The following is a 25705-nucleotide window of genomic DNA, read 5'->3' on the forward strand; positions in this document are numbered from 1 at the left end:
AGCCCGTCGCCGGTCAGCGCCGCGCCCCGGCGCCGTTCTGGCTCTGCTCCAGCAGCGCCGACTTGGCGCGCGCGTATTCGGCGTCGGTCAGGATCCCCCGACGCTGCAGATCCGCGAGCTTGCCCAGCTCGTCAGCGGGGCTCGGGGTCGGGGTCCCGGCGGCGCTGCGGACGTATTCGCGGACCTCGGCGTCCTGAGCGAGGACACGCTCACGGTGCCGCTCGTTCATCGACGGCCCCCGGGTGATGAGGTACACCAGCGCGCCAACCCATGGCAGCACGATGAGGAACAGCGTCCAGCCGGCCTTGCCCCAGCCACTCACCGAGTGGTCGCGGAACACGTCCGTCAGGATGCTGATCATCAACCAGATCCATGCGAACACCAACATGAACCACAGTGTCGAGAGAATCACGTCTCCGAACGAGATGTCTTCCATGTCTCCATGGTCGATCTCCTCCCCCGCCCGTTCATCACCTCACCCGGGTGAGGGGCCACCCGCCTCACTTCACACTCCACGTTGTCCACCGGCCGAAGTCCGATCTGGCGCCCTACCGCTGCACAGTTGCTGGATCTTGGCGAACCCGCAGGGAGCGACCGGCACCGGATCACCCGGACCGGCCGGCCCGACAGCGAGTGGCCTCGACCCGGCGGCGCAGGCAACGCGGAGCGCCGACCCGTCACCGTCCCCCGACAGCAGCGGGCCCGGCAGCGGGGACGGCACGCAGGACGACACCGGCGACATGGGCGACGACGGCACCTGGGCGGACGACGGCACCGCGGCCGACGGGACCGGGGCGGATGACGGGGTCACCGGCGATGACGGTGCGGCCGTGGATGACACCGCGGCCGCGGCCGGCGGACCCGTCGACGCCGACGGCAACCCCCTGGACACGATCAACGACGACCCGGCCGCCGGCAGTGGCCACGCGAACGCCGCCGGCGTGGCGAACGCACCCGCGGCACCGACCCAGGTTTCCGCGACGACCGTCGACCGCGGGCTGCGGGTGGCCTGGGTGCACGACGGCAGCGGGGTCGATCACTACGTCGCGACCGCGTACGACCGGGAGGGCGTCGCCGCCGGCAGCTGTCTCGGGGCGCTGCCGTCCACGGCGGCGTGCGACATCGGCGCCGGTGGGGCGTACGTGGTGCGGGTCGTCGCGTTCGGCGGCGCCGGGGCGGCCGTGCCGTCCAGCCCCGCGAGCTCGGACGTCGTCGTCATCCCCGGCACCGTGCCGCCCGCGCCGGTCGGGTCGGCACCGGCGGGTGGCGGCGGGGTGCTGTCGGCCGCACCCGGAGAGCCCGTCGAGCTGGTCGTGACGCCGGGCGACCGGCAACTCATGGTCGAGTGGCGGGCGCGCTGGCCGCACGACGGGGTCGCCGGCTACACGGTGCACGTCGAGGAGGACGCGGGGCTGGACTGCGTCACCACCGAGGAGCACTGCACGATCGTCGGGCTGACCAACGGCACCTCGTACACCGTGCGCGTCCGCGCCGACGGCACCGGCGGCTCGGGCGAGTCGGCGTGGGTCACGCCCGTCGCCACGCCGAGCCAGGCGCCGGGCGAGCCGACGGGGGTGACCGCCGTGGCGCGGATCGAGGCGATCACCGTGTCGTGGGTGGCCGGCGCGCCGGGGACCGGGGTGGCGAGGTTCCAGGCCCTGGCGACCTCGACGGTGGGCGGCGATCAGGGCGTGTGCGAGTCCGTCGACGGCAACACGTGCACGATCAGCGGGCTGAGGTGGGGCGACACGTACACGGTGGCGGTGAAGGCGCTGGGCCGGCACGGCCGGAACTCGGGGGGGAGCGTGCCGGCGCAGGTGGCGACGCCCGAGGAGGTGACGGTGCCGGCGAGCGTGCCGGTGGGGGCCGGCGGGATCGGCAGCTCCAGCGGTGACACGGTGGCGCCGGGTGAGACGTTCACGGTGAGCGGGTCCGGGTTCGCGCCGCATTCGACGGTCAAGGTCGCGCTGTACTCGGAGCCGCACCTGCTGGCCACCACGATGACGGACGGCACGGGGGCGTTCAGCGTGGAGGTGTCCGTGCCGGAGGAGCTTCACGGCGCGCACACCCTGGTCGTGGCCGGGGTCGACGGCGACGGGAGCGCACGCTACCTGACGATGGCGGTCACCGTCGCCGAGGCGTACAGCGTGACCGCGTTCGGCGACGCCGGCGCCGGGGTCCTGGCGCTGACCGGCGACCCGGTGACCGGCATCGCGGGCACCGGCGCCGTCATGCTGCTCGCCGGTGTGGCGCTGCTCACCCTGACGCATGCGGGAAAACGCACTGAGGGCACCCCGTAACGGGATGCCCTCAGCGGGTGTGGCGACGAACCTTCAATGTCCTGCCTCGGCGTGGTACCGCTCGACGAGATCCGAACGGATCCGGCCGCGGTCGGACACCTCGATGCCCTTCGACAGGGCCCATTCACGGATGGCCCGGTTCTGCTCCCGCTCGGCGCGGGCGGACAGGACCGGCCGGACCCGGCCGCCCGGACGAGCCGGTGCGGCAGCGGATGCCGGGGTGAGCCGACCGACCTTGCTCGCGGCGCCGACGAACGGCGCGAGGGCGTCGCGCAGTTCGGCCGCGTGCTTGGTGGACAGGTCGATCGTGTACTGCACGCCGTCGAGGCCGAAGCTGACACTCTCGTCGGCGAGTTCGCCGTCGAGGTCGTCGATCAGCTCATGGATCACGCGTCTGGCCATGACGATGCTGCCTTCCGGTACAGGGAGTTACTTCCGGACCCGTCGGTAACCTGAATTCCGCGTGTAAAACGGGCAGACGGGCAGTGACGGGCACGGAACGGTCGTTGGAGCGTACCCGAAGAGTAACCGCGTCTAGACGGCGGCCCGGGCGGACTGGCGGGCCCTGGTGGCCTCGCGCCGCTCCACGAACTTGCTCGCCTGGGCGTCGAGCCCGGCCAGGAACGCGGACAGTTCCTCGCGTGCGGCCTCGCCGTCGCCGGACAGCTCGGACCGGTCGAACGCCTTCACCTGACGCAGCACCGGGATCAGCACGTCGTCGTGGTGCAGGCGCAGGTCGTAGATGCCGGCCATCGCGATCTGGACCGACTTGCGGCCGAAGTTCTCGATGGTGTGGCCCGGCATCTGGAACGACTTGGCGACCTTCGTGATGGCCCGCATGGTGGTGTTGGGCGCCACGTCGAACGCCGCGTTGAGCAGGTTGCGGTAAAAGATCATGTGGAGGTTCTCGTCGTTGGCGACCTTCGCGAGCAGCTGCTCGCAGAGCGGGTCGCCGCTGGCCGTGCCGGTGTTGCGGTGCGACACCCGGGTCGCCAGCTCCTGGAACGACACATACGCCACCGACTCGATCAGCCCGTCGTAGGCGTTGGTGAAGCCGACCTCCATGTGCGTCATCCGGGCCCGCTCCAGCGCGACCGGGTCGACCGCCCGGGTGGCCATGAGGTAGTCACGGATGGCGACGCCGTGCCGGCCCTCCTCCGCGGTCCAGCGGTGCACCCACGTGCCCCACGCGCCGTCCCGGCCGAAGATCGTGGCGATCTCGTGGTGGTAGCTGGGCAGGTTGTCCTCGGTGAGCAGGTTCACGATGAGCGAGATGCGGGCCACCTCGGACAGCTTCGACTGGCCGGGCTCCCACGCCTCACCACCGAGCACGCCGTCGAAGTCGCGGCCCTGGCTCCACGGCACGTACTCGTGCGGGAACCATTCCTTGGCCGTGGCCAGGTGACGGTTGAGGTTGGCCTCGACCACCGGCTCCAGCTCGTTGAGCAGGGCCAGGGTGGCGGTGGGCTCGGTCGTCACGGAACCTCCGTTGAATGCGGGAGCAGGAGCTCGGTCGGTACTGAGTGAAACATGCTCGGCTAGTCGGCGGCCAGAAGGGACTCCGGCGTCGGCGCGGTCCCGCCGAGGTGCGCGGGCTGCCAGAACACGCCGTCGGGCTGATGCGGGTACTCCCGCTGGGCCCGGTCCAGCATCGTGGTCATTCGGGTCCGAAGCTCCGCGGTCACCGCGTCGGCGTTGTCCTTGCGGGTCGGGTGCAACGGCTCCCCGGCGATGATCGTGATAGGCACCGCGCGCTGGGTGAGATTCTTCGGGTGACCCTTCGTCCAGAACCGCTGCGTCCCCCACAGCACCATCGGCACCAGCGGCGTGCCCGTGGCGGCGGCGAGCCGGGCGGCGCCCGACTTCATGTCCTTCACCGTGAACGACTGGCTGATCGTCGCCTCCGGAAACACCCCGACGACCTCGCCGGCCTTCAGGTTCTCCAGCGCCGACTTGTACGACGCCATGCCGGCGTCCCGGTCCACCGGGATGTGCCGCATCCCGCGCATCAGCGGCCCGCCGATCTTGTGCCGGAAGATCGAGTCCTTCGCCATGAACCGCACCAGTCGCTTGGAGCGGTTCGCGCCGAGGCCGCAGAAGATGAAGTCGAGATACGACACGTGGTTGCAGGCGATGACCGCACCGCCCGTCGTCGGCACATGCTCGGCCCCCTCGACGGTGATGCGCATGTTGAGCAGCCGGAACATCGTCTTCGCGAGCGCGATGACCGGGGGGTACACGAGATCAGCCATGGGCTAACGCTACCGACCTTTGCTGGACGTCACCCGGTACCCTGCCTCCAAGGTCGTTTTCTTCATCTTTGCTGTGGGAGTCCGGGTGTCCATCGACCAAGACGTCGAGAACGACGAGAACGAATCGCCGGCGGACGAGACGCCCCAGGACGAGGACGTCGACATCATCGTCGTCCCGCCGCCGCGGTTCGGCACGCCGGGGCCGCCGATGCGGCGCTCGCCGTTGCTCATCGGGCTGTTCGGCGGGATCGGGCTGCTGCTGGCGTACAGCCTGTACCTCGCGGTCGACCAGGTCCGCTCGATCCTGGTGCTCATCTTCATCGCGATGTTCCTGGCGATCGGCCTCAACCCGGCCGTGGTGCGGCTCACCCGGTGGGGTGTGCCGCGGGTCCTCGCGGTCGCCACGGTCGGGCTCGGCGCGATGCTGCTGCTGTGCGGCGGCCTGCTCGCGCTCATCCCGCCGCTGGTGACGCAGACCGGGGCGCTGGTGGAGCACCTGCCGAGCTACATCGACAACCTGCGCCACCAGGACCAGCTCAACAAGCTCAACGAGGACTACAAGCTGCTCGACCAGCTGAAGGCCGTGGCCACCGCCGGCAACGTCACCAAGGCCCTCGGCGGTGTCTGGGGCGGCGCGCAGGTCGTGTTCGGTGCGCTGTTCAACATCGTGACGGTGGTCGTGCTCACCCTGTACTTCATGGCCGCGTTCGACCGGTTGACGGAGGGCGGCTACAAGCTCGTCCCGGCCTCCCGCCGCCCGCGGGTGAGGCTGCTCGGCGACGAGATCCTCACGAAGGTCGGCGCCTACCTCGGCGGTGCGCTCGCCATCGCGGTCATCGCCGGTCTGTCGTCGTTCGTGTTCCTGCTGATCCTCGAGATCAAGTACTCCTACGCCCTGGCCGTGCTGATCGCGATCACCGACCTGATCCCGCAGATCGGCGCCACCCTGGGCGCGATCGTGGTGAGCATCGTCGGCTTCGCGACCAGCATCCCGGCGGGCATCGCCTGCGTCATCTTCTTCGTCATCTACCAGCAGGTGGAGAACTACCTGATCTACCCGACGGTGATGCGCCGGGCGGTCAAGGTCAGCGACCTGGCCGCGATCCTGTCGGTCCTGCTCGGCGTGGCGCTCATGGGTGTCGTCGGCGCGCTGATCGCGATCCCGGTCGTCGCCGCGGTCCAGCTGATCGTCCGCGAGGTCGTCATCCCCCGGCAGGACGCCCGCTAGTGCTGTGTCCATGAACGTTGGCCGGGTTTGTCGTACCCCTGTGCTTGGGTGTCGGTATGCCTCGACACCGGGATCCAGCTGCGGTCCGGGTGGTGCACCGCACCGCCCGAGTCGGGTTGCGCCTGACCCGGGCGCAACGGGCCCGGTGTTACGGGCTGTTGCGGTCGGCGGGTGATGTGTGGGCGTGCGTCCTGGAGGTCAATCACTGGCGGTGGCGGCACGACGCACCACCGGTGGTCGGGTATCAGGCGTTGTGCCGGGAGCTGTCGGCGGCCGGGCCGGGCACGTTCGGTGAGCTCGACTCGACCGGGGCGAGGTCGGTGCTGCGCCGCTACTCCGACGCATGGTTCGCGGCGGCGAAACGCCGCCACGCCGGTGACCTCACCGCCCGGTTCCCGCGGCGTCGGCGTGGGTTGTTGCCGGTGCGCTACTACCACGGCACGTACACCCTCGACCGACGACGGCTGCGGCTGCCGACCGCCGCCGGCAGCCGACCGTTGTGGCTGCGCCTGGACCGAGACGTGCCCTACCCGATGGAGCAGGTCCGGTCGGTGACCCTCCTGGCTGAGGGCGGCCGGTTGTGGATCGAGGTGACCGCCGAGGTCCCAGTCACCAGCTACCCGCAGGGCGCGGCGCCGGACCCGGGGCGGGTGGCCGGGGTCGACCTCGGCGTCATCCACCCCTACGCCGTCGCCGGACCCGACGGCCACGGCCTGCTCGTGTCCGGCCGGGCGGTCCGCGCCGAGCACCGCATGCACCTCGCCGACACCAAACACCGCAGGCGGGCGACCGCCGGCCAGGCCCCGAAACCCGGCCAGCGCGGGTCCAGACGCTGGCGGCAGGCACGCCGCCGGGCCCGCCTCGTCGAGGGCCGGCACCGGCGGCGGATCCGCCAAGCCCAACACGAGGCAGCGAAAACCGTCATCGACTGGGCCGTACGGCACAGGGTCGGGACGTTGACCGTCGGTGACCCCCGCGGCGTCTTGGACCTGCCGGCCGGGCGCCGGCACAACCTGCGGCTGCGGCAATGGCAGATCGGCCGCGCCATCAGCATGTTGCGGGACAAGGCCGAACTCGCCGGGATCGTCGTGCACCTCGTCGACGAACGCGGCACCTCCTCCACCTGCCCCACCTGCCGCAAGAGGATCAGCAAACCAGCCGGCAGGACGATGACCTGCCGGCTGTGCAACCTGACCGGGCACCGTGACCTGTTCGCGGCCGCCACCATCGCCACCCGCACCCCCGGCCGGACACCGGCCACGGAGGCGGGCGGTGGTTCCAGCGTCACGACAGCCGTTGTGCTGCCGCGGACGCTCACGCACCGTCGAGCGGGACGACACCTTCCCGGTGCCGGACTGTCCCGGCGTGACCCACGCCGACCCCCACCACACCGACCACCACCATCAACGGTGGCGGCTGGTGCGGCACCGGCGGCGGTAGGGGTCGGTTGGCCGGCTGAGGCCCGCCCCACCACCAGTAACCGGTGGGGAGTCGCTCGACCGCACCCCGCGGCGAGGAACCACAACACCACCAACCCGGTGAACGTTAGTGGTCACAGCACTAGTTGCGGCTCAGGACCCTCGTGAAGCCGGCGGCGACGGTGGTGGCGAGGGTCCAGCCGGCGGCGATGAACAGGAACGCGAGCCACTGCCCGGCGCCGGTCGGGCGGTAGGCGGGCTCCTGACCGAAATCGATGATCGGCAGGAGCAGGTCCAAGGTGTAGACGACCGGGTACAGCTCGGGCGGCTGACCGGGATTGACCGGCGCCGGCCGCCACACGGTGAACACCGCGGTGCCCACGACCAGCAGGGCGAGCAGCCACACGGCGGCGCGTTGGGGGCGGTACCCGTAGCCGACGGTGACGTCCTGCAGCCAGTTCCACGGCCACGTCCACCACGGCCGGGTCGCCCGGCGGCGGCGCTGCTTGGCGAGCAGGACGGTGCGGGCGTCCTCGTCGTGGCCCAGCTGCCGGTAGACGGCGGCGAGCTGCTCGTAGGGCTGCGGCGGGAGGCCGTCGGGGGTCCTCGCCAGCCACTGCAGCCGCTGCGGCGGCTCCAGCAGCGGGATCAGGGTCTGATACGTGAGGCCGTCCAGCCGCACGTCGGCGGGCCAGGTCGCGGCGTCGTCGCGCAGCAGCGCCACCTTCAGGTAGCGCAGGTCGAGGCGGCCGGCCGGCGGCTCGGCGAAGCGCAGGTCCAGCTCGACCGCCTCCGCGCCGGTGCACCACACGCCCTGCAGGTGGGCGTCGTGGAAGCACAGCCGCCCGCCGATCCGGGCGGCGCGCATGGTGACCCGCCCGGTCGCGGTGAACCCGTCGCAGCAGTGCAGCAGCGACCCGGTGACGATCCCGGTGGCGCGCAACGAGGTGCCGTCGGGGTTGTCCAGGTGGGCGCCCTCGAAGAAGACCGGCCCGGCGACCCGCGCCTCGAGCAACGACACCTCACCGGTGGCGGTGAAGCCTTCGCGGCAGTCGACCGGCCCGTCGACGGAGCAGTTGTCGGCGCGCAGGGCGTGCCCGCCGGGGTTGGCGAGGGTCGCGCCGGTGAGCCGCAGGATCCGCCCGACGCGGGTGCCGACGAGGCGCAGCTCGCCCTCGACCGAGCAGCCGCCGAGGAGGTGGACGCCGCCGGCGACGTCGGCGCGGTCCAGCCGCATCGCGACGGCGCCCGGGTTGCTCAGGGTCGCGCCGGTGAACGTGGCGACGCCGCCGATGGTGGAGTTGCGCAGGCTGACCTCGCCGTGGACCGTGGCGCGGCGCCCGAACACGCCGCCCTGGACGGTTGCGCTGTCCAGGTCGACGCCCAGGGCGGCGCCGGGACGCGGGGTGAGCGTCTCCCCGTCGCCGAGGTGCTCGAACGTCTCCGGTGGGGCGTCCGGCGCGGCCGGTGGCGCGATGACGGTGGCGTCGTTGAGGTGGATGCCGCCGGTCACGGTGGCCTGGAACAGCCGCAGCGTGCCCTCGGCGCGGAACCCGTGCTCGGCGACGAGGTCGCCGCTGAGCTCCAGGCGCTCGGCCAGCAGCGCGGTGCCGCCGGGACGCAGCAGGTGCGCGCGGTCCAGCAGCAGCCCGCCGGCGATCTTGGCGCCCCTGAGGTTGATCACGCCGGTGGACCGGATCCCGGACAGCCGCAGGTGCCCGGCGACGGTCACCCCGGCCGCGTGCAGGCCCGGCAGGCGGGTGTTGCGGAACCCGGTGAAGGCCAGGCGCGCCCAGTACAGGTCCGGCGGCTCCAGGAACTCGCTCTCCTGCACCAGCAGCGGGCAGGTCACCTCGGCGAAGGACAGCACGAGCTTCCCGGTGACCCGCGCCTCGTGCAGCCGCAGGGCCGCGCGGCGGGTGGGCAGCTCCCCCGTGAGCAGCTCCATGAGCAGGGTGGCGGGCACGTCGGCGCCGCCCAGGTTCAGTGGCTGGCCGACCGCGAACGCCTGCCGCACCCGCTCATCGACGTCCACGACTGTGGATCGTAGCGGGAACGGTCAGCCGTTCGCGGCCCGCCAGGTCGCGCGGGTGATCAGGACGCGGGCCTCGTCGGCGACCTCGGCCTCCACCGTGACCGCGTACTGACCGGCCTGCAGGGAGCTGCGGGACGTGAAGTCGCGCCGGCCGCCGGTCGCGGCGTGCGCGAGGGCACCGAAGATGCCGCCCCACAGGCCGCCGACGAGGATCGCGGCGAGCATGATGCCGACCCACGACGACGTGCTGAACAGGGTGAACAGGATGCCGAGGAAGAGGCCGAACCAGACGCCGCTGAGCGCGCCGGCCATGGCCGCCCGGCCGATGGTGAGCCGGCCGAGGACGTTCTCGACCAGCCGCAGGTCGGTACCGATGATCGCGGTCCGCTCGACGGGGAAGCCGTTGTCGGAGAGGTAGTCCACGGCCCGCTGGGCCGAGGCGTAGTCGGAGTAGCGGGCCACGGTGACCGTGCTGCGTTCCAGTTCGACGAGCTCGTCAGAAGGGGACGGGACGTTCGATTCGGGCTGTGGAGGGGTCGTCATGGGCGAAATCGTAGGGCCCCGAACGAATCGGCCCGGCAGCCAGGGGTCAGGACTCAGGGATCGTTCAGGGCCTCACCCGAGGTCGTCGGGCCATTCCAGCAGGCAACCTTGGGGACATGACCGAGATCAAGCGCCTGCGCCGCTCCCGCGCCGACCGCAGCCTCGCCGGTGTGATCGGCGGCCTCGCCGAGTACTTCGGCGTCGACCCGACCATGGCCCGGGCCGCCTTCCTGCTCGCCGTGCTGCTCACCGGCGGGACCGCCGTGCTGGCCTACCCCATCCTCTGGATCGTCATGCCCGACACCCCGGTCGATGTGAAGCCGGTGAGTCCTGCGTCCGGCGATCATCTGCCCTATGGTGCGTGAGTGACCGCGTTGTGCGTGCCGGTGCTGGGCGGCACCCTGGAGGTCCGGGTGGTGTCGCCCGCCGGCGGCGCCGGCGTGGTCCTCGTCGCGCACGACGGACCCGCCTATGAGGACGGTGCCGCGCTGACCCGCGTGGCGAGCGGCGCGCACGTGGCGCTGCTGTCCCCCGGCGACCGCAACGAGTGGTATTCGGCGAACCCCGCCTACGCCGACGCCCTCGTCGACCGGGTGCTCCCGCGCCTGCCGGCCGGCCCCCTGGTCGGGCTCGGTGCGAGCCTCGGCGCGCTGGCCCTGCTGCACGCCGAGCACCGCCGCCCCGGCACCTTCGACGGGCTGTTCCTGCAGTCGGGGAGCTTCTTCACCGCCGAGCTGGACCCGCAGGAGGCCGGCTTCCCCCGGTTCCAGCGGATCCTGGACTTCGTCGACGCCGCCGCGCCGACCGCGGCCCGGACGGTGTTGACGTGCGGGCGGGACGAGGAGAACCTGCACAACAACCGGGCGATGGCGCGGCGGCTCGGTGTGCCGCTCGTCGAGGTGCCCGGCGGTCACTCGATGACGACCTGGCGCGACGCACTCCGCCCGCACCTGCCACCGCTGCTCCGGGAGTTCACGGATGGACCATCTCATCGGCCTGCTGCTCGGCACGGAGCAGGACTGGCCACGGGCGTTCGAGACGTTGATCGGCCGGATCGGTCCGATCCGCGGCCGTGACGGCGCGTCGCACCACCTGCGGACCGCGAGGGTGAGCATCGAGCCGTTCAACCTGCGGGACAAGCCGTCGCACGACCTCGTGATCGATCGGCTGGCGTATTGGTACTACCACCCGCGCGAGTGGCTGAAGAAGGTCGCGCTGATGGACGACGTGTACCTGCTCAACAGCCCGTTCACGTTCCAGTCGATGGAGAAGCACGCCGCGTACTGCGCGATGATGCGCCTCGGGCTGCACGTGCCGGAGACGGTGCTGGTGCCGTACAAGAACCCGGTCGACCACGCGAAGTGGGCGTACACCGCGGAACGGTACAACCAGCCGTTCGACCTCGACGCGGTCGCCGAGGACATCGGGTATCCGCTGTTCATGAAGCCGTACGACGGCGGCGCGTGGGTCGGGGTGTCCCGGATCACGGACTCGACCGCGTTGCACACCGCCTACGACCAGTCCGGTGAGCGGCTCATGCACCTGCAGCAGTCGATCGAGGGGTACGAGGTGTTCACCCGGTCCCTGACGATCGGGCCCGAGACGATGGTGATGAAGTTCCGCCCGGAGCTGCCGATGCACGAGCGCTACGCGGTCGAGCACGACTTCCTCGACGCGGCCGTCGGCGACGAGGTCGTGACGATCTCCCGCCTGGTCAACGCGTTCTTCCGGTGGGAGTTCAACTCCTGCGAGTCGCTGGTCCGCGACGGCGTCGTGCACCCCATCGACTACGCCAACGCGTGCCCGGACGTCGCCCTCACCAGCCTGCACTACTACTTCCCGTGGGCGATGACCGCGCTGGTGCGCTGGTCGGCGTTCTGCGTCGTCACCGGCCGGCGGCCGGGCCTGGACCTGGACACCGCCCGCTATTTCGCCGTCGCCGACGACCCGGCCCTCGACTACCGGGGCAAGCTCGCCGCGTATCGCCGCATCGCCGACGACTACCTCGCCGTCGACGACTACCGCGAGTTCTGCGACACCGCGCTGCCGCACGTGCCGTCGCTGGTCGCCGAGTGGGTGTGCTCGCAGGACTTCGATGATCTGTTGGTGTCGACGGTGCGGGCCACCTACCCGCCGCACGAGCACGAGCGGTTCATCGCGCACTTCCGCGGCCTGATCGACCTGTGGAAGCGCGAGACGATCAGCCCTTGAGCTCCGCCTGCAGCAGCGGGGTGAGCAGCTTGATGTAGCTGGTCGTGACGTGGCTGCCGTCGCGGTAGACGAGGGCGTTGCCGATGATGACCGGGCACACCGTGTCGGTGCAGAACCACGGGGTGGGGTCCACGACCGTGAACCCGGCCTCCTTGGCGGCGTCCTCGTTGGCGGTCTTGCGGGTGGCGTAGATCGCGGTGGCGACCTTCAGCGCGCACTGCTGGACGGCCGCGGGGTGCGCGGCGACGCAGTCCGGGACGCTGGCGCCGCGCGGGTCCGGCGTGTCCTGCATGATGACCGGCCGGGCGCCGAGCTGCTGGACCCGCTTCGCGGAGCGGATCAGCGCCTGCGACCACGCCTTGTCGGCCTCCGCCTTCCCGACCGTCACCGCGCCGGCCTTGTCCACGGGCGGGTCGCCGTAGGTGCGGGTCGACATCAGTACCAACGCCGGTTTGAGCTCTTTGATCTTCGCGAAGGCCTCTTCGCGCCAGGTGGCGCACTCGGTGAAGGCCCGGCGCGCGTTGACCTTGATCGTGTACGCATCGGCGGGGGTGCACCCGGACTTCGTCAGCACGACCAGCTTCTGGTGGTTGCGTTTCGCGACCGCGTCGACGGCGTCGAACCACTGCTCGGTGTGCGAGTCGCCGAACAGCACCATGGTGGTCTTGCCCTGCGGGTCGCCGTGCTTGTCGCAGCCCTCGGCGAGGGCCGGCTTGATCGACGTCTCGTCGAGGGAGGCCAGGCAGCCCTTCGACCCCTGCGGGCGGTCGTTGGTCGCGGCGGTGACGGGTGGCGTGAGGTTCTGCGGCATCGCGGTCAGCGGCGCGCTCGTCGCGATCAGCTCCAGCAGCCGCTTCCGGGCCTCTTCGAGCTGCCGCGCCTCCGCGGCCGCGTCGTTTGCGGCGTTCTGCTGTGCGAGGGCCTGCGCGGTGTCCTGAGCGGTGCCCTCGCCCCGCACCTCGTTCGGCAGGCCGAGGAAGATCGCGGCGGCGCCGCAGGCCAGGGCGGTGAGCATGGCGCCCAGGCCGAGCCCCCTGCGGGGGCGGCGCTTGAACACGGGGTTGAACCGGACCCGGTTCTCGACCAGCTTCAGCGACAGCCACGCGGGGAGCAGGCTGCCCGCCGCGACGGCGGCCTTCGCCCAGGTGCCGAGGCCGTGCTCGGCGCCGACGACGTGCGGCGCCAGCATGAGCGCCGGCCAGTGCCAGAGGTACCAGCTGTAGGAGAGCTTGCCGATCGCCTGCATCGGCGGTGTCTTGAGGAGTGCTACCGCGCCTTTGGGGCTCTTCGCACAGCCGCCGGCGATGACGAGGACGGCGCCGCCGACCGGAAGCAGCGCCGCCATGCCGGGGAACCGGGTGGTCTCGTCGAACATGACCGCCGCGGCAACGATGGCGGCAAGGCCGAGCCACGTCAGGGCTGCGGTCCCCCGTGCTTTCGCCAGGCGTTCGGCGGCCAGGGCGACCAGGGCGCCGGCGGCCAGTTCCCAGGCGCGGGCCTGGATGCCGAAATACGCCCACGGCTGCGAGTGCCCTGTCTGCCACACGCACACCGCGAAGGACACGACGCCCAGCAGGGTCAGCGCGATCGCGGCGCTCCGCCGGCTCGCCCTGCGGGTGGCGGCGGCGACCAGCAGCAGCGGCCAGATGAAGTAGAACTGCTCCTCGACCGCGAGGGACCAGAAGTGCTGCAGCGGCGACGGCTCCAGCTCCGCGGACAGGTAGTCGGTGCCGAGCACGGCGAGCCGGACGTTGATGCCGTACGCGGCGGCGGACAGCGCGTCGAACACCACCGCCTTGGCCTGCACCGGCGACATCCAGGTCCACGCGGCGGCGACGGTGGCGATGACGACGACCGTCGAGGCGGGCAGCAGGCGGACGATGCGCCGGCCGTAGAACGCGCCGAAGCCGATCCGCCCGGTGCGCTGCAGCTCCCGGAACAGGTGCAGGGTGATGAGGAACCCGGAGATCACGAAGAAGACGTCGACGCCGACATACCCGCCGTGCACGAGCCCGAGCCCGGCGTGGTTCGCGACCACCAGCAGGACCGCGACGGCGCGCAGCCCCTCGATGTCCGGGCGGAACCGGTCCTGAGGCTGCTCCGGCGCTCTCGTTTGCGCGGTTCGTGCTTCCGGTGCCGCTCGGTAGGGCTCATAGGTGGCGTTCCGGCTCGGCACCGGGACACGGTACCGGGTGCCGCGTGCTCGCCCTCGGCCAGGTGACGTGGCTCACTGCCGCGGGTCCCCCGTTGGCGTGACGCTGCGGTAGTCCACGTCACAATCCGTAGTTGTCGCTGGTAGGGGCTCGTAGCTTCGGTGGTGTTGGTGCTGGCTTCGCCGACGTGCTGTCCACCGAGGCCACCCGCGCCGGGTTGCCTACCGGGGCCACGCTCGCAGGCGCTGCCTCAGCTCGCTGACCCGTTCGGGGGTCAGTCCGTAGTACGCGAACCGGCCGTCGTCGAGGCGGTCCAGGTAACGACCCGCGGCGTGGACATCGTCGTCCTCGAGGCCCGGGTCCTGCCGGCGGGCGAGCTCCAGCAGCTGCCCCACGTCGTAGTGTTGCAGCGCCGCGGCGACGTCGATGTAGTCGCGGACCTCCCGCCGGTTGACCAGTGCCGCGACCTTCGTGGCGATCAGGTCGTCGCGGTGCATGACCGGCCCGACGTCCATCATGACCGGGCTCTCGGTCCGGTCCAGCCGGCTCAGCGTCAACCGCACGGTCCGGTCACCGTCACCGACGGTGAACTCGCGCTGGTCGAAGCCCGCGAACAGGTCGAGGAGGTCGTCGGCTTCCTCTTCCTCGACGGTGTACCCGGACGCGCGCAGCGCCTGGCAGACCGCGTCGGCGGCCTGGCCGGCGCCGCCGTCCGTGTCGGTGAACAGGTCGACATCCTCAGTGGGCCTGCTGACGAGCCCGCTCATCAGCCACGCGAACCCGCCACCGAGCACGAACCCGTGCCGCTCCCCCACCGCGAGCGCGATCCTGGCAACCTCGGTGTAGAACGGGTCCGTCGTCTTTCCGGGTTCGGTGGCTTTGTCGGTCACCTTTGGTTACCGCAGGCGGAGCTGCTGGTGGCGGGCCTCCCACGCCAGGCGGACCCCGCGCGGCAGGTTCAGCTCCGGCCACACCCTGACCAGCCGCCGCCCGTTGACCCAGCGGCGCAGCTCCTCGAGGCGGATCGCCTCACGCAGCACGTTCTCATACATCCACAGCAGCAGATCGGGATTGTCGAGGTCGAAGTCCCGCCGCGGGTTCCACATCAGCCGCTGCGGCAGCTCAACCACCCCACGGACCGGCCCGCGCAACTCGGTCAGCGTCCGGGAGACGAGCGCCGGGCGGTGCGGCCGCGCGAGAAACGCGACGCGTCCCGGATCCGTCTCGTCCTGCATGCCCGACCCTCTCCCGATCCCTTGCCTGGCGGTAGTGTACCGCCGCCCACCACCCCTCAGCCCCTGCGTGCCCCCACGGTCGCTCAGTGTCGCCGTATGCTCGTCGGGTGCTGATCTACGACACCGCGCACCCCCAGTAGGGCCGCACCCTGCGGCCCTGATTGGGGCCGACCATGTCACGCACCGACCACCACACCCCGTCCTGGACCCGTGCCACCTGGTGGTATCCGCTACACCGCTGCGCCGCGCTCTGCACCACTGACTACCCCGGCCCGGCCCGCCTCACTGTTCTTCCTGCTCTTCCTGCTCTTCCTTTCGGCCCCGGCATCCGCCGGGCGCGGCGGGCCTTCGCCGCGCCGACCGCCCGGTGCGACCTGCCTCCAGCACCAGACCTGCGCCAGTTCCTCGCCTCCCCGCGCCGGACCCATTGCCGCTGGCACCCGCTGCACGTGCCGGGGACCAGGTTCCTGTCCGGCCCGACCCGCGAGTTCGTCCTGACCACCTGGACCAGCCGCCAGCGCGCCCGGCTCCGCGCCGAGTGCCACCTGGCCATCCAGCAACACCGCGCCACCGGCACCGTCGACGTCGACCCGTCCACCGCCCACCACCGCCACGAGGCCCACTGACACTGGTGACGCCCGGCCGCTGTGATCATCTGCGGCGTACCATGCCGCGCGTGACCGTCTACGACATCGCCGCCCAGTTGCCTTCCATCGACGTCCTACGACAGCGATGCAAGGCACTGGCGATGCTCGACGCGATCCTCGGAGGCGACCACTACACCTACGACCCCGCCTGGGGCACCGACCAGGCCGCCTCGATGCGCAACGGCAGCGGCGAGGAGTACGACATCGTCTTCACCACCGACGGCACCTTCATCCGCGGCGTCTACCACGAGTCGCCGATGTTCGGGTACACGAATGGGCAGCTGTGGCCCGGCCTGCTCGACGGCCTCCCCGACGAGTTCAACTCCCAGGTGACCGAACCCGCCTTCAGCCACCCGGACGGCACCCTCAACGCCAGTTTCATCCTGTGGCGACGCAACGACGACGAGCGCTGGCACGCCGGCGACAACATCGACTTCTCGCCCGCCTGCGACGACGAGGTGGATCCGGACGGCTCCTGGCTGCTGGACATCCTCTTCGACGACATCGCCGAGAAGTACCGCGAGCACGCCGACGAGGTCTACCAGGTCGCCCTGCCCCGGCCCGCAATCGACCACGTCGTCGCGTTCCTGCCACTGACCGACGCCGTCATCCGTGCACTCAACCCGGAAGCCTCACCGGCGCACGTCCGAGCGGAGGCCGAGAAGCTGGGCTACCCCCTGTCGGCAGACCCCGGCGACGAGCCGAACCGGTCCACGCCCGCAACCTGAGCCGCCACAGCGAGCGGAGCATCAACGGAACCCGACCCGCACAACCATCTCCCACAATCGCCGACAACCGGAAGGATCCCCGGGGCCAGAACACGGAAATACTTCCGGTTGTCGGAAGGCGCCGTTGTTGCCGACCACAGCGCGAAGCACCCGCGCCCCTTCAAGCGAGCAAGATCGAAAAACCGTGGTGCGGACCATGCCCGCACCACGAATCGCGCGATTTGTTCGAATTTCGTTGAACCAACGGCGGTGTGGAACCACCGAATGACGACCCCGACGGCGCTGGACCATGCGAGTGCGGACCTGGCTTGGCATCACCGCACGACGGCACGGACCGAGACCACGCCACCCTGTCGCACGGACGCGCCAGCGGCCGGGCGGAACCACAAAGTCCCCGCGCCGTGTGGGCGAATATTTGAAGGTCATGCCGACCAGAACCGCGAGCCGCAACCAGCCGTAGCCGGAAAGCGGCGCGCGGGTCAGCGCACAGGCGCAGGTCAGCGGGAGTGGCGAGGCTCCACGTCGTCATGGGCGACCGCCTCGCCGCCGGCCTCGTGAGCGCCGGCCGCGTGATGCGGAGCGTGATCGGCGTGAGGCGCGGCAACGCCCTCCGCCGCGTGGGCCCCCGTGCCGGAGATGGCCACACCGCCAGCCGTCGACGCCGGTCCGGAGCTCACCGACGGCACATCCGACCGGTCACCGGCCCCGGCGCCTGCACCCCCGTTGGGCGAGAGGACGCCGACAGCGCCGCCGCGCAGCTCGCCTCCGGTAGACGCCGGCCCCGTCCCAGCCGCACCGTTGCCGGCTGAACCGTTGCCGGCCACGGCGTCCTGGGCTTCCTCCTTGGCGCGTTCCTGGGCGGCGGACATGGAGCGCAGCGGGATCTCGGGCAGGAAGAGGATGACGATGAAGCCAATGACCATGATGCCGGCGGCCACCATGAAGACGACGCTCATCGAGGAGGCGAAGCCGACCTTGAACGGGTGGGCGAGGGCGTCGGCGAGGCGGTTGACGAACGAGGTGTCGTTGAAGGCGCTGGCGCTGCCCGAGGTGCCGGCCCGGGCGATCTCCTGGAGCTGGGCGGGGTTGGCCCGGGCGGCGGCCTGGAACTCGGGGGTGGACTGGGCGGCGGTGAAGGCGTCCTTGGTCTTCTCCGGCAGGAGGCTGAACAGGACCGAGAGGAAGACCGCGGCGCCGACGGTGCCGCCCATCGAGCGGAAGAACGTCACCGTGGACGTGGCGACGCCGATCTCGCGCGGGTTGGCGGCATTCTGCGCCGCGGTGATGACCGGCTGCATGTTGCCGCCGAGGCCCAGGCCCATGAGGGCCATGACCAGCATCGTCTGCCAGAGCGGGGTGTCGGCACCGATGCGGGAGAACAGGGCGAGCGCGGCGACCATCAGCAGGGAGCCGATGATCGGGAACTTGCGGTACCTGCCGGTGCGGGCGATGACCTGGCCGGAGACGATCGAGCCGCTCATGATGCCGAGGACCAGCGGCAGGAGCATGAGGCCGGCCTCGGTGGGGCTGGCGCCCTTCACGATCTGCAGGTAGAGCGGGAGGGTCAGCAGGCCGCCGAACATCGCGATGCCGAGGATGAAGCTGCTGGTCGAGGCGACGGAGAAGGTGCGGCCCCGGAACAGGCGCAGCGGCAGCAGCGCCTCGTCCTTGTAGGACCACTCGGCGACGAGGAACAGCACCAGGCCGACGGCGCCGATCCCGTAACACAACAGGGACCTGCCGGAGCCCCAGCCCCACTCGCGGCCCTGCTCGGCGACGGTCAGCAGCGGCACCAGGCAGATGACCAGCGCGACCGCGCCGGGCCAGTCGATGCGGTGGTCCTGGCGGCGGTGCGGGATGTGCAGCACGCGCATGACCACGAGGAACGCGGCGAGGGCGATCGGCACGTTGATGTAGAAGATCCAGCGCCAGCCGGTGACGCCGAGGATGTCGTCCGCGCCGGCGAAGAAGCCGCCGAGGACCGGGCCCAGGACGCTGGAGGTGCCGAAGACGGCGAGGAAGTAGCCTTGATACTTGGCCCGTTCGCGGGGCGGGACGACGTCGCCGATGATGGCGAACGCCAGGGAGAACAGGCCACCGGCGCCGATGCCCTGCACGGCGCGGAACGCGGCGAGCTGGTAGACCGACCCGGCGAGGCCGCACAGGACCGAGCCGAGGATGAAGATGCCGATGGCGAAGAGGATGAACGGCTTGCGGCCGTAGATGTCCGACAGCTTGCCATACAGCGGGGTCGCGATCGTGGACGTGATGAGGAACGCCGTCGTCGCCCACGCCTGGATGGAGAAGCCGCCCAGGTCGTCGGCGATGGTCCGCATGGCCGTGGACACGATGGTCTGATCGAGGGCGGCCAGGAACATCGCCATCATCAGACCGCCCAGGATCGTGACGATCTGGCGGTGGGTCAGGGCCGTGTCGTCGGCCGTCGTCGTGCTCAAAACCATCCCCCAAACACCAAAGCCCCGTTACGAGCCGATCGCGTTCCGGAAATCACGCTACTCCATGCGAAGCAGCCCAGCGCACTCAGACACAATATGCCCGGGGTACGACAAGACTGCGGAGGTAACTGAGTGAGCGCCACGCTCGTGGTGAAGGAGCTCGCGGCCGGTCACGGCGATCGGGCGTTGTTCTCCGGACTGAACCTGGTCGTCGCGCCGGGCGACGTGATCGGCCTGGTCGGAGCCAACGGGGCGGGCAAGTCGACGCTGCTGCGCACGCTCGCCGGGCTGCTGCCGACCGAGGCGGGCGGGTTCGGGCTCAACCCGCCCAGCGCGATCATCGGATACCTGCCGCAGGAGCCGGACCGCCGGGAGGGCGAGTCGCTGCTGCAGTTCCTGGCCCGCCGCACCGGGGTGGCCGAGGCACAGCAACGGATGGACACGGCCGCGGAGCGGATCGAGCAGGATCCGGACGAATACGGCGACGCCCTCGAGCGGTGGCTCGCCCTCGGCGGCGCCGACCTGGATGAGCGCGCCGGGGCGGTCGCCGCCGACCTGGGGCTCGCGGTGGACCTGGACCTGCCGATGACCGCGCTGTCCGGCGGTCAGGCCGCCCGGGCCGGGATGGGGTCGCTGCTGCTCTCGCGCTACGACGTGTTCCTGCTCGACGAGCCGACCAATGACCTGGACCTCGACGGCCTGGAGCGGCTCGAACGGTTCGTGCAGGGGCTCAAGGCGGGCGTGGTGATCGTCAGCCACGACCGGGAGTTCCTGGCCCGCACCGCGACGGGTGTGCTGGAGCTGGACCTCGCCCAGCAGCAGGTCAACTTCTTCGGCGGCGGTTACGCGGCGTACCTGGAGGAGAAGGCGATCGCGAAGCGGCGGGCGCGGGAGGCGTACGAGGAGTACGACGACAAGAAGTCCGACCTCGAGGCGCGGGCCCGGATGCAGCGGGCGTGGATGGAGAAGGGCGTGAAGAACGCCCGGCGCAAGCAGTCCGACAACGACAAGATCGGCAAGAGCAAGAAGATCGAGGGGACGGAGAAGCAGGCGGCGAAGGCCCGCCAGACCGACCGGATGATCGAACGGCTCGAGGTGGTCGAGGAGCCCCGCAAGGAGTGGCAGCTGCGGATGGAGATCGCCGCCGCGCCGCGGGCGGGTGCGATCGTGGCGACGCTGAACCGGGCCGTGGTGACCCGGGGCCCGTTCACGCTCGGGCCGGTGGACCTGCAGGTCGACTGGGCCGACCGGGTCGCGATCACGGGCGCCAACGGCGCCGGCAAGTCCACGCTGCTCGGCGCGATGCTGCAACGGATCCCGCTGACCAGTGGCACCGCGGCGCTCGGCCCGGGGGTCGTGGTCGGCGAGGTCGACCAGGCCCGCGGCCTGTTCCTCAACGATCAGCCGCTGCTGGACGCGTTCTGCGCCGCCGTGCCGGACCTGCAGCCGGCCGACGTCCGGACGCTGCTGGCGAAGTTCGGGCTCAAGGCGCATCACGTGCTGCGACCCGCGGCGAGCCTGTCCCCCGGCGAGCGCACCAGGGCGGCCCTCGCCCTGTTGCAGGGCCGCGGGGTCAACCTGCTCGTCCTGGACGAGCCGACGAACCACCTGGACCTGCCCGCGATCGAGCAGCTGGAGTCGGCGCTCGACGGGTACCCGGGCACGCTGCTGCTGGTCACCCACGACCGGCGGATGCTGGCGGCGGTCCGCACGAACCGCCACATCGACGTGCGCGACGGGAAGGTCAGCGTCAGGTGAGCGACGACGAGTTCTGGACCGAGCGGCACCTGTGCACGATCACGACGATCCGGGCCGACGGGACCCCGCACGTGGCGCCGGTCGGCGTGACGTACGACCCGGGCACCGGCCTCGCGCGGGTGATCACCTCCGGCACGTCGCAGAAGGTCCGCAACGTCCGCGGCAACCCGCGCGTCGCGGTCTGCCAGGTCGACGGGCGCCGCTGGACGACCCTGGAGGGCACCGCGGTCATCGAGACGGATCCCGGCGCCGTCGCCGACGCCGAGCGCCGGTACGCCCAGCGGTACCGGACGCCCCGGCCGAACCCGGCGAGAGTCGTCATCCTGATCGCGGTGACGCGGGTGCTGGGCACCGTGCGACCACACGTGCCGGTAGGTTCGCCGGATGGGGATTCCTGACTACATCCGGGTCATGCGCACGCACATCGGTCACGACCTGCTGCTCCTGCCGGGCGTCGGCGCGATCGTCGTGGACGACCAGGGCCGGCTGCTGTTCGCCCGGCGCAGCGACACCGGCCGCTGGGCCGTCGTCGCGGGCATGGTCGAGCCCGGCGAGCAGCCCGCCGACACGATCGTGCGGGAGGTGCACGAGGAGACCGGCGTCGACGTGACGGTCGAACGGATCCTCGGCGTCGCCACCCACCCGGTGGACTACCCGAACGGCGACCGGTGCGAATACCTGAGCATCACGTTCCTGTGCCGCGCCGCCGGCGGGACCGCGCGCGTCAACGACGACGAGTCCCTCGATGTCGGCTGGTTCGAGCCGACGGCGCTGCCGGAGCTGGAGCCGTACTCACGGCTGCGGGTCGAGATGGCGTTGCGCGACGCGAAGGAGGCGTGGTTCGCCCCCGCCGGGTCGCGCCACCCGGCCCTGGTGGAGCCCTCGATGTGAGAGCCCGGTCAGATGTTCGGCGCCGGGGGCCAGCTCGGCGGCGGCGTCTGCGGGTAGCCGGGCGGCGGGTCCGTGTTGGGCGGCCCGCTCACCGGTGGTGAGAAGGGCTGCGACGGCACCTGCGGCGCGGTGCCGCCCGTGCCGGGGACCGTCCACGGCTGCGGGATCACCGGCCCCGGCTGGGCCGGGTACGTTGGCTGGCCGAACGCAGGTCCGCCCGAGGTCGGCAGCGGGGGCGGCGGGTATCCACCGGCCGACTGCGACGGAATGCCCGCCGGCGAACCGGGCGGGAAGCCGGGCGTCGGCGGCGCGAACACCGGCGGCGCGGCCGCGGCCAGCGGGGCTAGTCGGCGCCCGATGAGTTCGAGCAGCCACACCGCGATCAGTCCGACGACCGCGAGCACGCCGGTCGTCAGCAGCGCGGTCGCCGCGTTGGCACCTTCGAGCACTTCCCAGCGGCGTACCCCGTCGACAATGACGACACCGAGCACGACCCCGAACACGCCGGCCCGCCGGCCGAACAGGCTGACCCCGCCGAGGAGGACCGCGGCGAGCGCATACGGCAGCTGGCCGCTGTCGGAGAAGGCGGCGGCGCTGGTGAGACGGACCGACAGCACGCCGGACACGCCGGCCAGGACGGCCGAACCGGTGATGCCGACCAGGGCGCCGACGAGTTTCGCCGGGCGCCACCGGGCCGGGTCGTCGTCGCCGGCGACCGGGCGGTTCGCGGACAGGAACCGGCGGACGGCCGGGAGCGCGAACAGCACCCCGCCGACGACGGAGACGACGACGAACGCCGCGGCCCACAACCCGAACGTGGTGGACCTGGCGTCGCCGGTCACGGGCACGAGCCGGCCCTCGGTCGCCTCGAGCAGCGCCGCCGAGACGATGAAGCCGCCGCCGAGGGTCACGCCCCAGGCGGGCAGCGCGGTCAGCCCGGCCAGCAGGGCGAGCAGCACGCCGACCCCGGCGGCCGCGAGGACCGCGACGATGAACGCGACGGCCACGGACGTGCCGTCGTTGACCAGGTCGGCGAAGACCCAGCCGGCCAGGACGGCGATCGACCCGATCGCGAGGTTGGGGGTGGCCGTGCGCAACGACAGGGCCAGGCCGCACGCGGCGAAGCCGAGGATCGCGATCCCGGCCCACACCTGGCCCCGGGTGAACACGGCGGAGTTGGCGTTGTAGAGCCCGGCGACGACGGCGCCGGCCGCAAGCAGGAGCACCACCTCCCAGACCAGGTGCGGTGCAAGCTCACGCATGGGACGGACCTGGGTCATGCCGCGACGCTACCGTGCATCGACGAGGAGCGCTGCACACACACCGCCCGACATCATCCCCTCGGTGTGCTCTACTCTCCGCGGGTGGCCGACGATGTCGAAGACCCGGTGGCGCAGGCGCACGGTGAGCTGTCCCTGGCGCGGGTGGCGCTCGCCGAGGACGACCTCGAGCACGCGGCCGACCACCTGGCCGGCGCGATCGCCTGGGCGCCGGGCCTGCCGGAGGTGCACGAGCTGCTCGCCGCGCTGACCGCGCGCGCCGGTGGCGGGGTCGCGGACCTGTTCCCGCTGCGGGAGCCGGCGTTCATCGGCACGGTCGTGGCCCGGGCGCACGTGACGGCGCCGGCCGACCCGATCGGGTCGCTGCGGATGCTGGCGCAGGCGACCGGGTTCGACCCGGAGCAGCCGTGGGCGGACGTGAGCTGGGTGCGGGCCGTCGACCCGGCCCGCCTGGACCCGGACGAGCTGGCCCGGTTGTTCGTCGGGGTCATGCAGCGCCTCGGTGACCCGGCGCCGCCGCCGGTCGCGAAGGCGAACGAGGTGTACCTGGATCTGGCCCGCCGGTCGCTGCGCGCGCACCCGGACCATGCGCTGCTGCACGGCGCCGCGGCCGGGCTCGGGCGCCGGTTCGGCGACACCGCGGAAGCGGTCCGGTGGGGCGCCCGTGGGCACCGGCTGCACCCCGACAAGCTCACCTCGGTCTGGTACGCGTACGCCCTGCGCGCCGACGGCCGGCTCGACGCGGCGTTGAAGGTGATGCGGTCGGCCTGGCGGGCCGCCCCGCAGGAGATGGACCTGTGCGCCGACATGGCCAACTGGCTCGCCGACTCCGGTCGCGTCGACGAGGCCATCGCGCTGCTCGACGAGGGTCTGCGCGGCCAGTCGGACTACGACTGCGCCGTGCACACCGCGCAGCGGCTGCGGTTCCGGCGGGACGGGGACGTGCGGCACCTGGTGGCGCTGGTCGACTTCATCCGCGAGCACCCCGCCGTCAGCCACGAGCACTCCGACCTGGCCCAGGCGTGCGAGCGCCGCACGTGGCTCGGCCGGGTCGCCGGGCCGACGGAGGCGTCCGTGAACACGCTGCAGCGGGTGCCACCCGATCAGCGGGGCACGATGGACGGTGGCATGTCACTGTCGGCCCTGGAGGTGCCCAGCGCCCTCGCACTGCTGCGCCGTGAGGTGCCCCGGGTGGCCGTGGAGGTGGCCGGCCCGCCGCCGCAGGACCTGGTGCAGCCGCTGAAGCCGGTGCGGGTGCTGTGGCGGTATGACGCGACGACCGCCTACCCGACGGTCGAGCCGGCCGCGGCGGCGAGCCAGGCGCTGCTCGCGGGCCTGGCGGGTCCGGCGTGGCCGCATCCGGTCGCCGCCTACGACCATGCGCTGCCGCTCGGCGAGCTGCCGGTCGAGCAGCTGCTGTCGCTGCTGGTGCACCCGCCGGCCCGCCCCGAGCGCTACGCGGACCTGCCCGACGGCTGGTGGGAGCGGTCGGCGCAGGTGTTCGCGTGCCTGGGCCTGCTGCACTGCGGCGAACTGCGCAACCCGGCCGACCCCGGTGACACGACCGCCCAGCGGCGGCTGCTCACCGACATCGCGTGGGGCGTGGAGGACTGGACGACGGAGGCGGCGCTGTTCGCGTTGACGGTCGCGGCGTGGCTCGACCCGGCGTGCCGGGTGGAGGTCTGCGACACGGTCGGCCGCCGGTTCCTGGCCGCGGTGCAGGCGTCGCGGACCAGGCCGGTCACTATCCGGGACTCCCTGGCCGCGCTGGTGCGCATCGTGCCGGACATGGTCCCGGACGTGCTCGCCCTGGCCGACGAGGTGACCGGCGCCGCCGCGCCCAAGCCGGCCGCCGCGCCGTCGCGCTTCGGCCGGCTGTTCCGGCGGCGTCAGCAGTAGCGGTACACGTCGGTGCTGCGGTTCATGGCACTGCCGACGTAGTCGATCGAGCGGTACCCGACCCCGACGGTGAACAGGCCGGTGCCGTAGTCGAAGAACTGCGCGGCGCCACGGCTGAGGTTGTAGTACGCGGACTCGACCCGGTCCTGCCAGCCGTACGGGGCCAGGCTCTGCCAGCCGCAGGACGACAGCTTGCCGCGCGGGTAGCCGAAGTCGGGCCGGTCGTAGAAGCAGAACCAGCCCGCGGGGCAGTCGGCGTACGCCGTGGTGTGCTCCGGCGGTTCGATGGTGACGACGAACGTGCCGCCGGCGTAACTGATCTCGTTGGCGCCCACCAGGGTGCCGCCGGGGTGGGCGGCGAGGTAGGCGGCGGCGCCCGGGCGCACGGGTGCCGCAGCGGCGGGCGCGGCGGTGACGGCGAGCGCCGCCAGCACCGAGCAGGACAGAGTCAGGGTACGGATCATGGCTGAACCCCCACGTTTCAGCGGACCGGGACGCGGTGCGACGACCGCGCACCCGGCGGATCCCCCCGGAACGTCACTGGTGCACGCCGTCGCCGCGACCGTAGGCGGCGACGCTGCGTGGTCACCAGGACCACGTGCAGACTGCGACATGAATGAATATTTGCGGGCAACGGCCCTGGTCATCCCGCGTGTGGATTATCCGTGATT

At 71.6% G+C, this 25705-nt stretch carries 24 protein-coding genes; 12 read left to right on the forward strand and 12 right to left on the reverse strand.

Annotated features, from left to right (window positions below):
- Positions 1 to 13 precede the first annotated feature (13 nt).
- On the reverse strand, positions 14 to 388 hold the full coding sequence (locus ACFPIJ_RS34955) for an SHOCT domain-containing protein (protein WP_380121649.1): 375 nt from the start codon (positions 386 to 388) through the stop codon (positions 14 to 16).
- A gap of 184 nt (positions 389 to 572) precedes the next feature.
- Here ACFPIJ_RS34955 and ACFPIJ_RS34960 point away from each other — a divergent pair, with 184 nt between their 5' ends.
- Complete coding sequence (locus ACFPIJ_RS34960) at positions 573 to 2300, forward strand: fibronectin type III domain-containing protein (protein WP_380121652.1); 1728 nt, start codon at positions 573 to 575, stop codon at positions 2298 to 2300.
- A 33-nt stretch (positions 2301 to 2333) separates the two neighbouring features.
- On the opposite strand, the gene ACFPIJ_RS34965 is transcribed toward ACFPIJ_RS34960, so the two are convergent.
- The 3 genes from ACFPIJ_RS34965 to ACFPIJ_RS34975 form a co-directional block, all read right to left on the reverse strand.
- On the reverse strand, positions 2334 to 2702 hold the full coding sequence (locus ACFPIJ_RS34965; RefSeq protein WP_380121654.1) for a histone-like nucleoid-structuring protein Lsr2: 369 nt from the start codon (positions 2700 to 2702) through the stop codon (positions 2334 to 2336).
- Positions 2703 to 2834: 132 nt separating this feature from the next.
- The gene (locus tag ACFPIJ_RS34970) at positions 2835 to 3779 is read right to left on the reverse strand and encodes an acyl-ACP desaturase (RefSeq protein ID WP_380121655.1); all 945 of its coding nucleotides are present in this window, start codon (positions 3777 to 3779) and stop codon (positions 2835 to 2837) included.
- Positions 3780 to 3838: 59 nt separating this feature from the next.
- On the reverse strand, positions 3839 to 4552 hold the full coding sequence (locus ACFPIJ_RS34975) for a lysophospholipid acyltransferase family protein (RefSeq protein ID WP_380121657.1): 714 nt from the start codon (positions 4550 to 4552) through the stop codon (positions 3839 to 3841).
- 163 nt (positions 4553 to 4715) lie between these two features.
- On the opposite strand from ACFPIJ_RS34975, the gene ACFPIJ_RS34980 reads away from it, so the two are divergent.
- Together ACFPIJ_RS34980 and ACFPIJ_RS34985 are read left to right on the forward strand one after the other, a co-directional pair.
- Positions 4716 to 5780, forward strand: coding sequence for an AI-2E family transporter (locus tag ACFPIJ_RS34980; protein WP_380122082.1), 1065 nt, complete (start codon positions 4716 to 4718; stop codon positions 5778 to 5780).
- A gap of 56 nt (positions 5781 to 5836) precedes the next feature.
- A complete protein-coding gene (locus ACFPIJ_RS34985; protein ID WP_380121659.1) occupies positions 5837 to 7366 on the forward strand; it encodes an RNA-guided endonuclease InsQ/TnpB family protein in 1530 nt (509 codons plus the stop codon).
- Here the strand turns inward: ACFPIJ_RS34985 and ACFPIJ_RS34990 are convergent.
- Positions 7341 to 9233 (reverse strand): hypothetical protein, encoded by a 1893-nt coding sequence (locus ACFPIJ_RS34990; RefSeq protein WP_380121660.1) that lies wholly within the window; start codon positions 9231 to 9233, stop codon positions 7341 to 7343. The genes ACFPIJ_RS34985 and ACFPIJ_RS34990 overlap by 26 nt on opposite strands.
- A 24-nt stretch (positions 9234 to 9257) precedes the next feature.
- Positions 9258 to 9776 (reverse strand): YflT domain-containing protein, encoded by a 519-nt coding sequence (locus ACFPIJ_RS34995; RefSeq protein WP_203853191.1) that lies wholly within the window; start codon positions 9774 to 9776, stop codon positions 9258 to 9260.
- Positions 9777 to 9892: 116 nt separating this feature from the next.
- On the opposite strand from ACFPIJ_RS34995, the gene ACFPIJ_RS35000 reads away from it, so the two are divergent.
- The 3 genes from ACFPIJ_RS35000 to ACFPIJ_RS35010 are packed head-to-tail and all read left to right on the forward strand — an operon-like array spanning position 9893 to position 11987.
- Entirely contained in the window at positions 9893 to 10141 is a 249-nt protein-coding gene (locus ACFPIJ_RS35000) for a PspC domain-containing protein (RefSeq protein ID WP_380121662.1), read from the forward strand.
- A complete protein-coding gene (locus ACFPIJ_RS35005) occupies positions 10142 to 10852 on the forward strand; it encodes an alpha/beta hydrolase (protein WP_380121663.1) in 711 nt (236 codons plus the stop codon). It begins immediately after the preceding gene.
- Positions 10755 to 11987, forward strand: coding sequence for an ATP-grasp domain-containing protein (locus ACFPIJ_RS35010; protein ID WP_380121665.1), 1233 nt, complete (start codon positions 10755 to 10757; stop codon positions 11985 to 11987). Before ACFPIJ_RS35005 ends, ACFPIJ_RS35010 begins: the two co-directional genes overlap by 98 nt.
- Here the strand turns inward: ACFPIJ_RS35010 and ACFPIJ_RS35015 are convergent.
- From ACFPIJ_RS35015 to ACFPIJ_RS35025, 3 genes are all read right to left on the reverse strand, one after another.
- Complete coding sequence (locus tag ACFPIJ_RS35015) at positions 11977 to 14163, reverse strand: acyltransferase family protein (protein WP_380121666.1); 2187 nt, start codon at positions 14161 to 14163, stop codon at positions 11977 to 11979. The two genes, ACFPIJ_RS35010 and ACFPIJ_RS35015, sit on opposite strands and share 11 nt — an antisense overlap.
- A 198-nt stretch (positions 14164 to 14361) precedes the next feature.
- The gene (locus ACFPIJ_RS35020) at positions 14362 to 15030 is read right to left on the reverse strand and encodes a nucleotidyl transferase AbiEii/AbiGii toxin family protein (RefSeq protein ID WP_380121667.1); all 669 of its coding nucleotides are present in this window, start codon (positions 15028 to 15030) and stop codon (positions 14362 to 14364) included.
- A 6-nt stretch (positions 15031 to 15036) separates the two neighbouring features.
- Positions 15037 to 15375 carry a hypothetical protein gene (locus ACFPIJ_RS35025; protein WP_380121670.1) on the reverse strand — a complete coding sequence of 113 codons (339 nt, stop codon included), beginning with the start codon at positions 15373 to 15375 and terminating at the stop codon, positions 15037 to 15039.
- 173 nt (positions 15376 to 15548) lie between these two features.
- Here ACFPIJ_RS35025 and ACFPIJ_RS35030 point away from each other — a divergent pair, with 173 nt between their 5' ends.
- Together ACFPIJ_RS35030 and ACFPIJ_RS35035 are read left to right on the forward strand one after the other, a co-directional pair.
- On the forward strand, positions 15549 to 16001 hold the full coding sequence (locus ACFPIJ_RS35030; protein WP_380121673.1) for a hypothetical protein: 453 nt from the start codon (positions 15549 to 15551) through the stop codon (positions 15999 to 16001).
- A 50-nt stretch (positions 16002 to 16051) separates the two neighbouring features.
- Positions 16052 to 16750 (forward strand): hypothetical protein, encoded by a 699-nt coding sequence (locus ACFPIJ_RS35035; protein WP_380121675.1) that lies wholly within the window; start codon positions 16052 to 16054, stop codon positions 16748 to 16750.
- 497 nt (positions 16751 to 17247) lie between these two features.
- Here ACFPIJ_RS35035 and ACFPIJ_RS35040 read toward each other — a convergent pair whose 3' ends face one another.
- Positions 17248 to 19212 carry an MDR family MFS transporter gene (locus ACFPIJ_RS35040; RefSeq protein ID WP_380121677.1) on the reverse strand — a complete coding sequence of 655 codons (1965 nt, stop codon included), beginning with the start codon at positions 19210 to 19212 and terminating at the stop codon, positions 17248 to 17250.
- A 126-nt stretch (positions 19213 to 19338) separates the two neighbouring features.
- On the opposite strand from ACFPIJ_RS35040, the gene ACFPIJ_RS35045 reads away from it, so the two are divergent.
- The 3 genes from ACFPIJ_RS35045 to ACFPIJ_RS35055 are packed head-to-tail and all read left to right on the forward strand — an operon-like array spanning position 19339 to position 21855.
- Positions 19339 to 20964, forward strand: coding sequence for an ABC-F family ATP-binding cassette domain-containing protein (locus tag ACFPIJ_RS35045; protein WP_380121680.1), 1626 nt, complete (start codon positions 19339 to 19341; stop codon positions 20962 to 20964).
- Positions 20961 to 21362, forward strand: coding sequence for a PPOX class F420-dependent oxidoreductase (locus tag ACFPIJ_RS35050; RefSeq protein WP_380121683.1), 402 nt, complete (start codon positions 20961 to 20963; stop codon positions 21360 to 21362). The genes ACFPIJ_RS35045 and ACFPIJ_RS35050 overlap by 4 nt, the downstream gene beginning before the upstream one ends.
- Positions 21349 to 21855 (forward strand): NUDIX hydrolase, encoded by a 507-nt coding sequence (locus tag ACFPIJ_RS35055; RefSeq protein WP_380121685.1) that lies wholly within the window; start codon positions 21349 to 21351, stop codon positions 21853 to 21855. Before ACFPIJ_RS35050 ends, ACFPIJ_RS35055 begins: the two co-directional genes overlap by 14 nt.
- 8 nt (positions 21856 to 21863) lie before the next feature.
- On the opposite strand, the gene ACFPIJ_RS35060 is transcribed toward ACFPIJ_RS35055, so the two are convergent.
- Complete coding sequence (locus tag ACFPIJ_RS35060) at positions 21864 to 23117, reverse strand: hypothetical protein (RefSeq protein ID WP_380121688.1); 1254 nt, start codon at positions 23115 to 23117, stop codon at positions 21864 to 21866.
- 102 nt (positions 23118 to 23219) lie between these two features.
- Here ACFPIJ_RS35060 and ACFPIJ_RS35065 point away from each other — a divergent pair, with 102 nt between their 5' ends.
- Positions 23220 to 25034, forward strand: a complete 1815-nt coding sequence (locus ACFPIJ_RS35065) for a tetratricopeptide repeat protein (RefSeq protein WP_380121691.1) — start codon at positions 23220 to 23222, stop codon at positions 25032 to 25034.
- Here ACFPIJ_RS35065 and ACFPIJ_RS35070 read toward each other — a convergent pair.
- Positions 25025 to 25498 carry a peptidase inhibitor family I36 protein gene (locus ACFPIJ_RS35070; RefSeq protein WP_380121692.1) on the reverse strand — a complete coding sequence of 158 codons (474 nt, stop codon included), beginning with the start codon at positions 25496 to 25498 and terminating at the stop codon, positions 25025 to 25027. The two genes, ACFPIJ_RS35065 and ACFPIJ_RS35070, sit on opposite strands and share 10 nt — an antisense overlap.
- Between the last annotated feature and the right edge of the window lie 207 nt (positions 25499 to 25705).

This window comes from Dactylosporangium cerinum, from assembly GCF_042653625.1.
Lineage (GTDB): Bacteria > Actinomycetota > Actinomycetes > Mycobacteriales > Micromonosporaceae > Dactylosporangium > Dactylosporangium cerinum.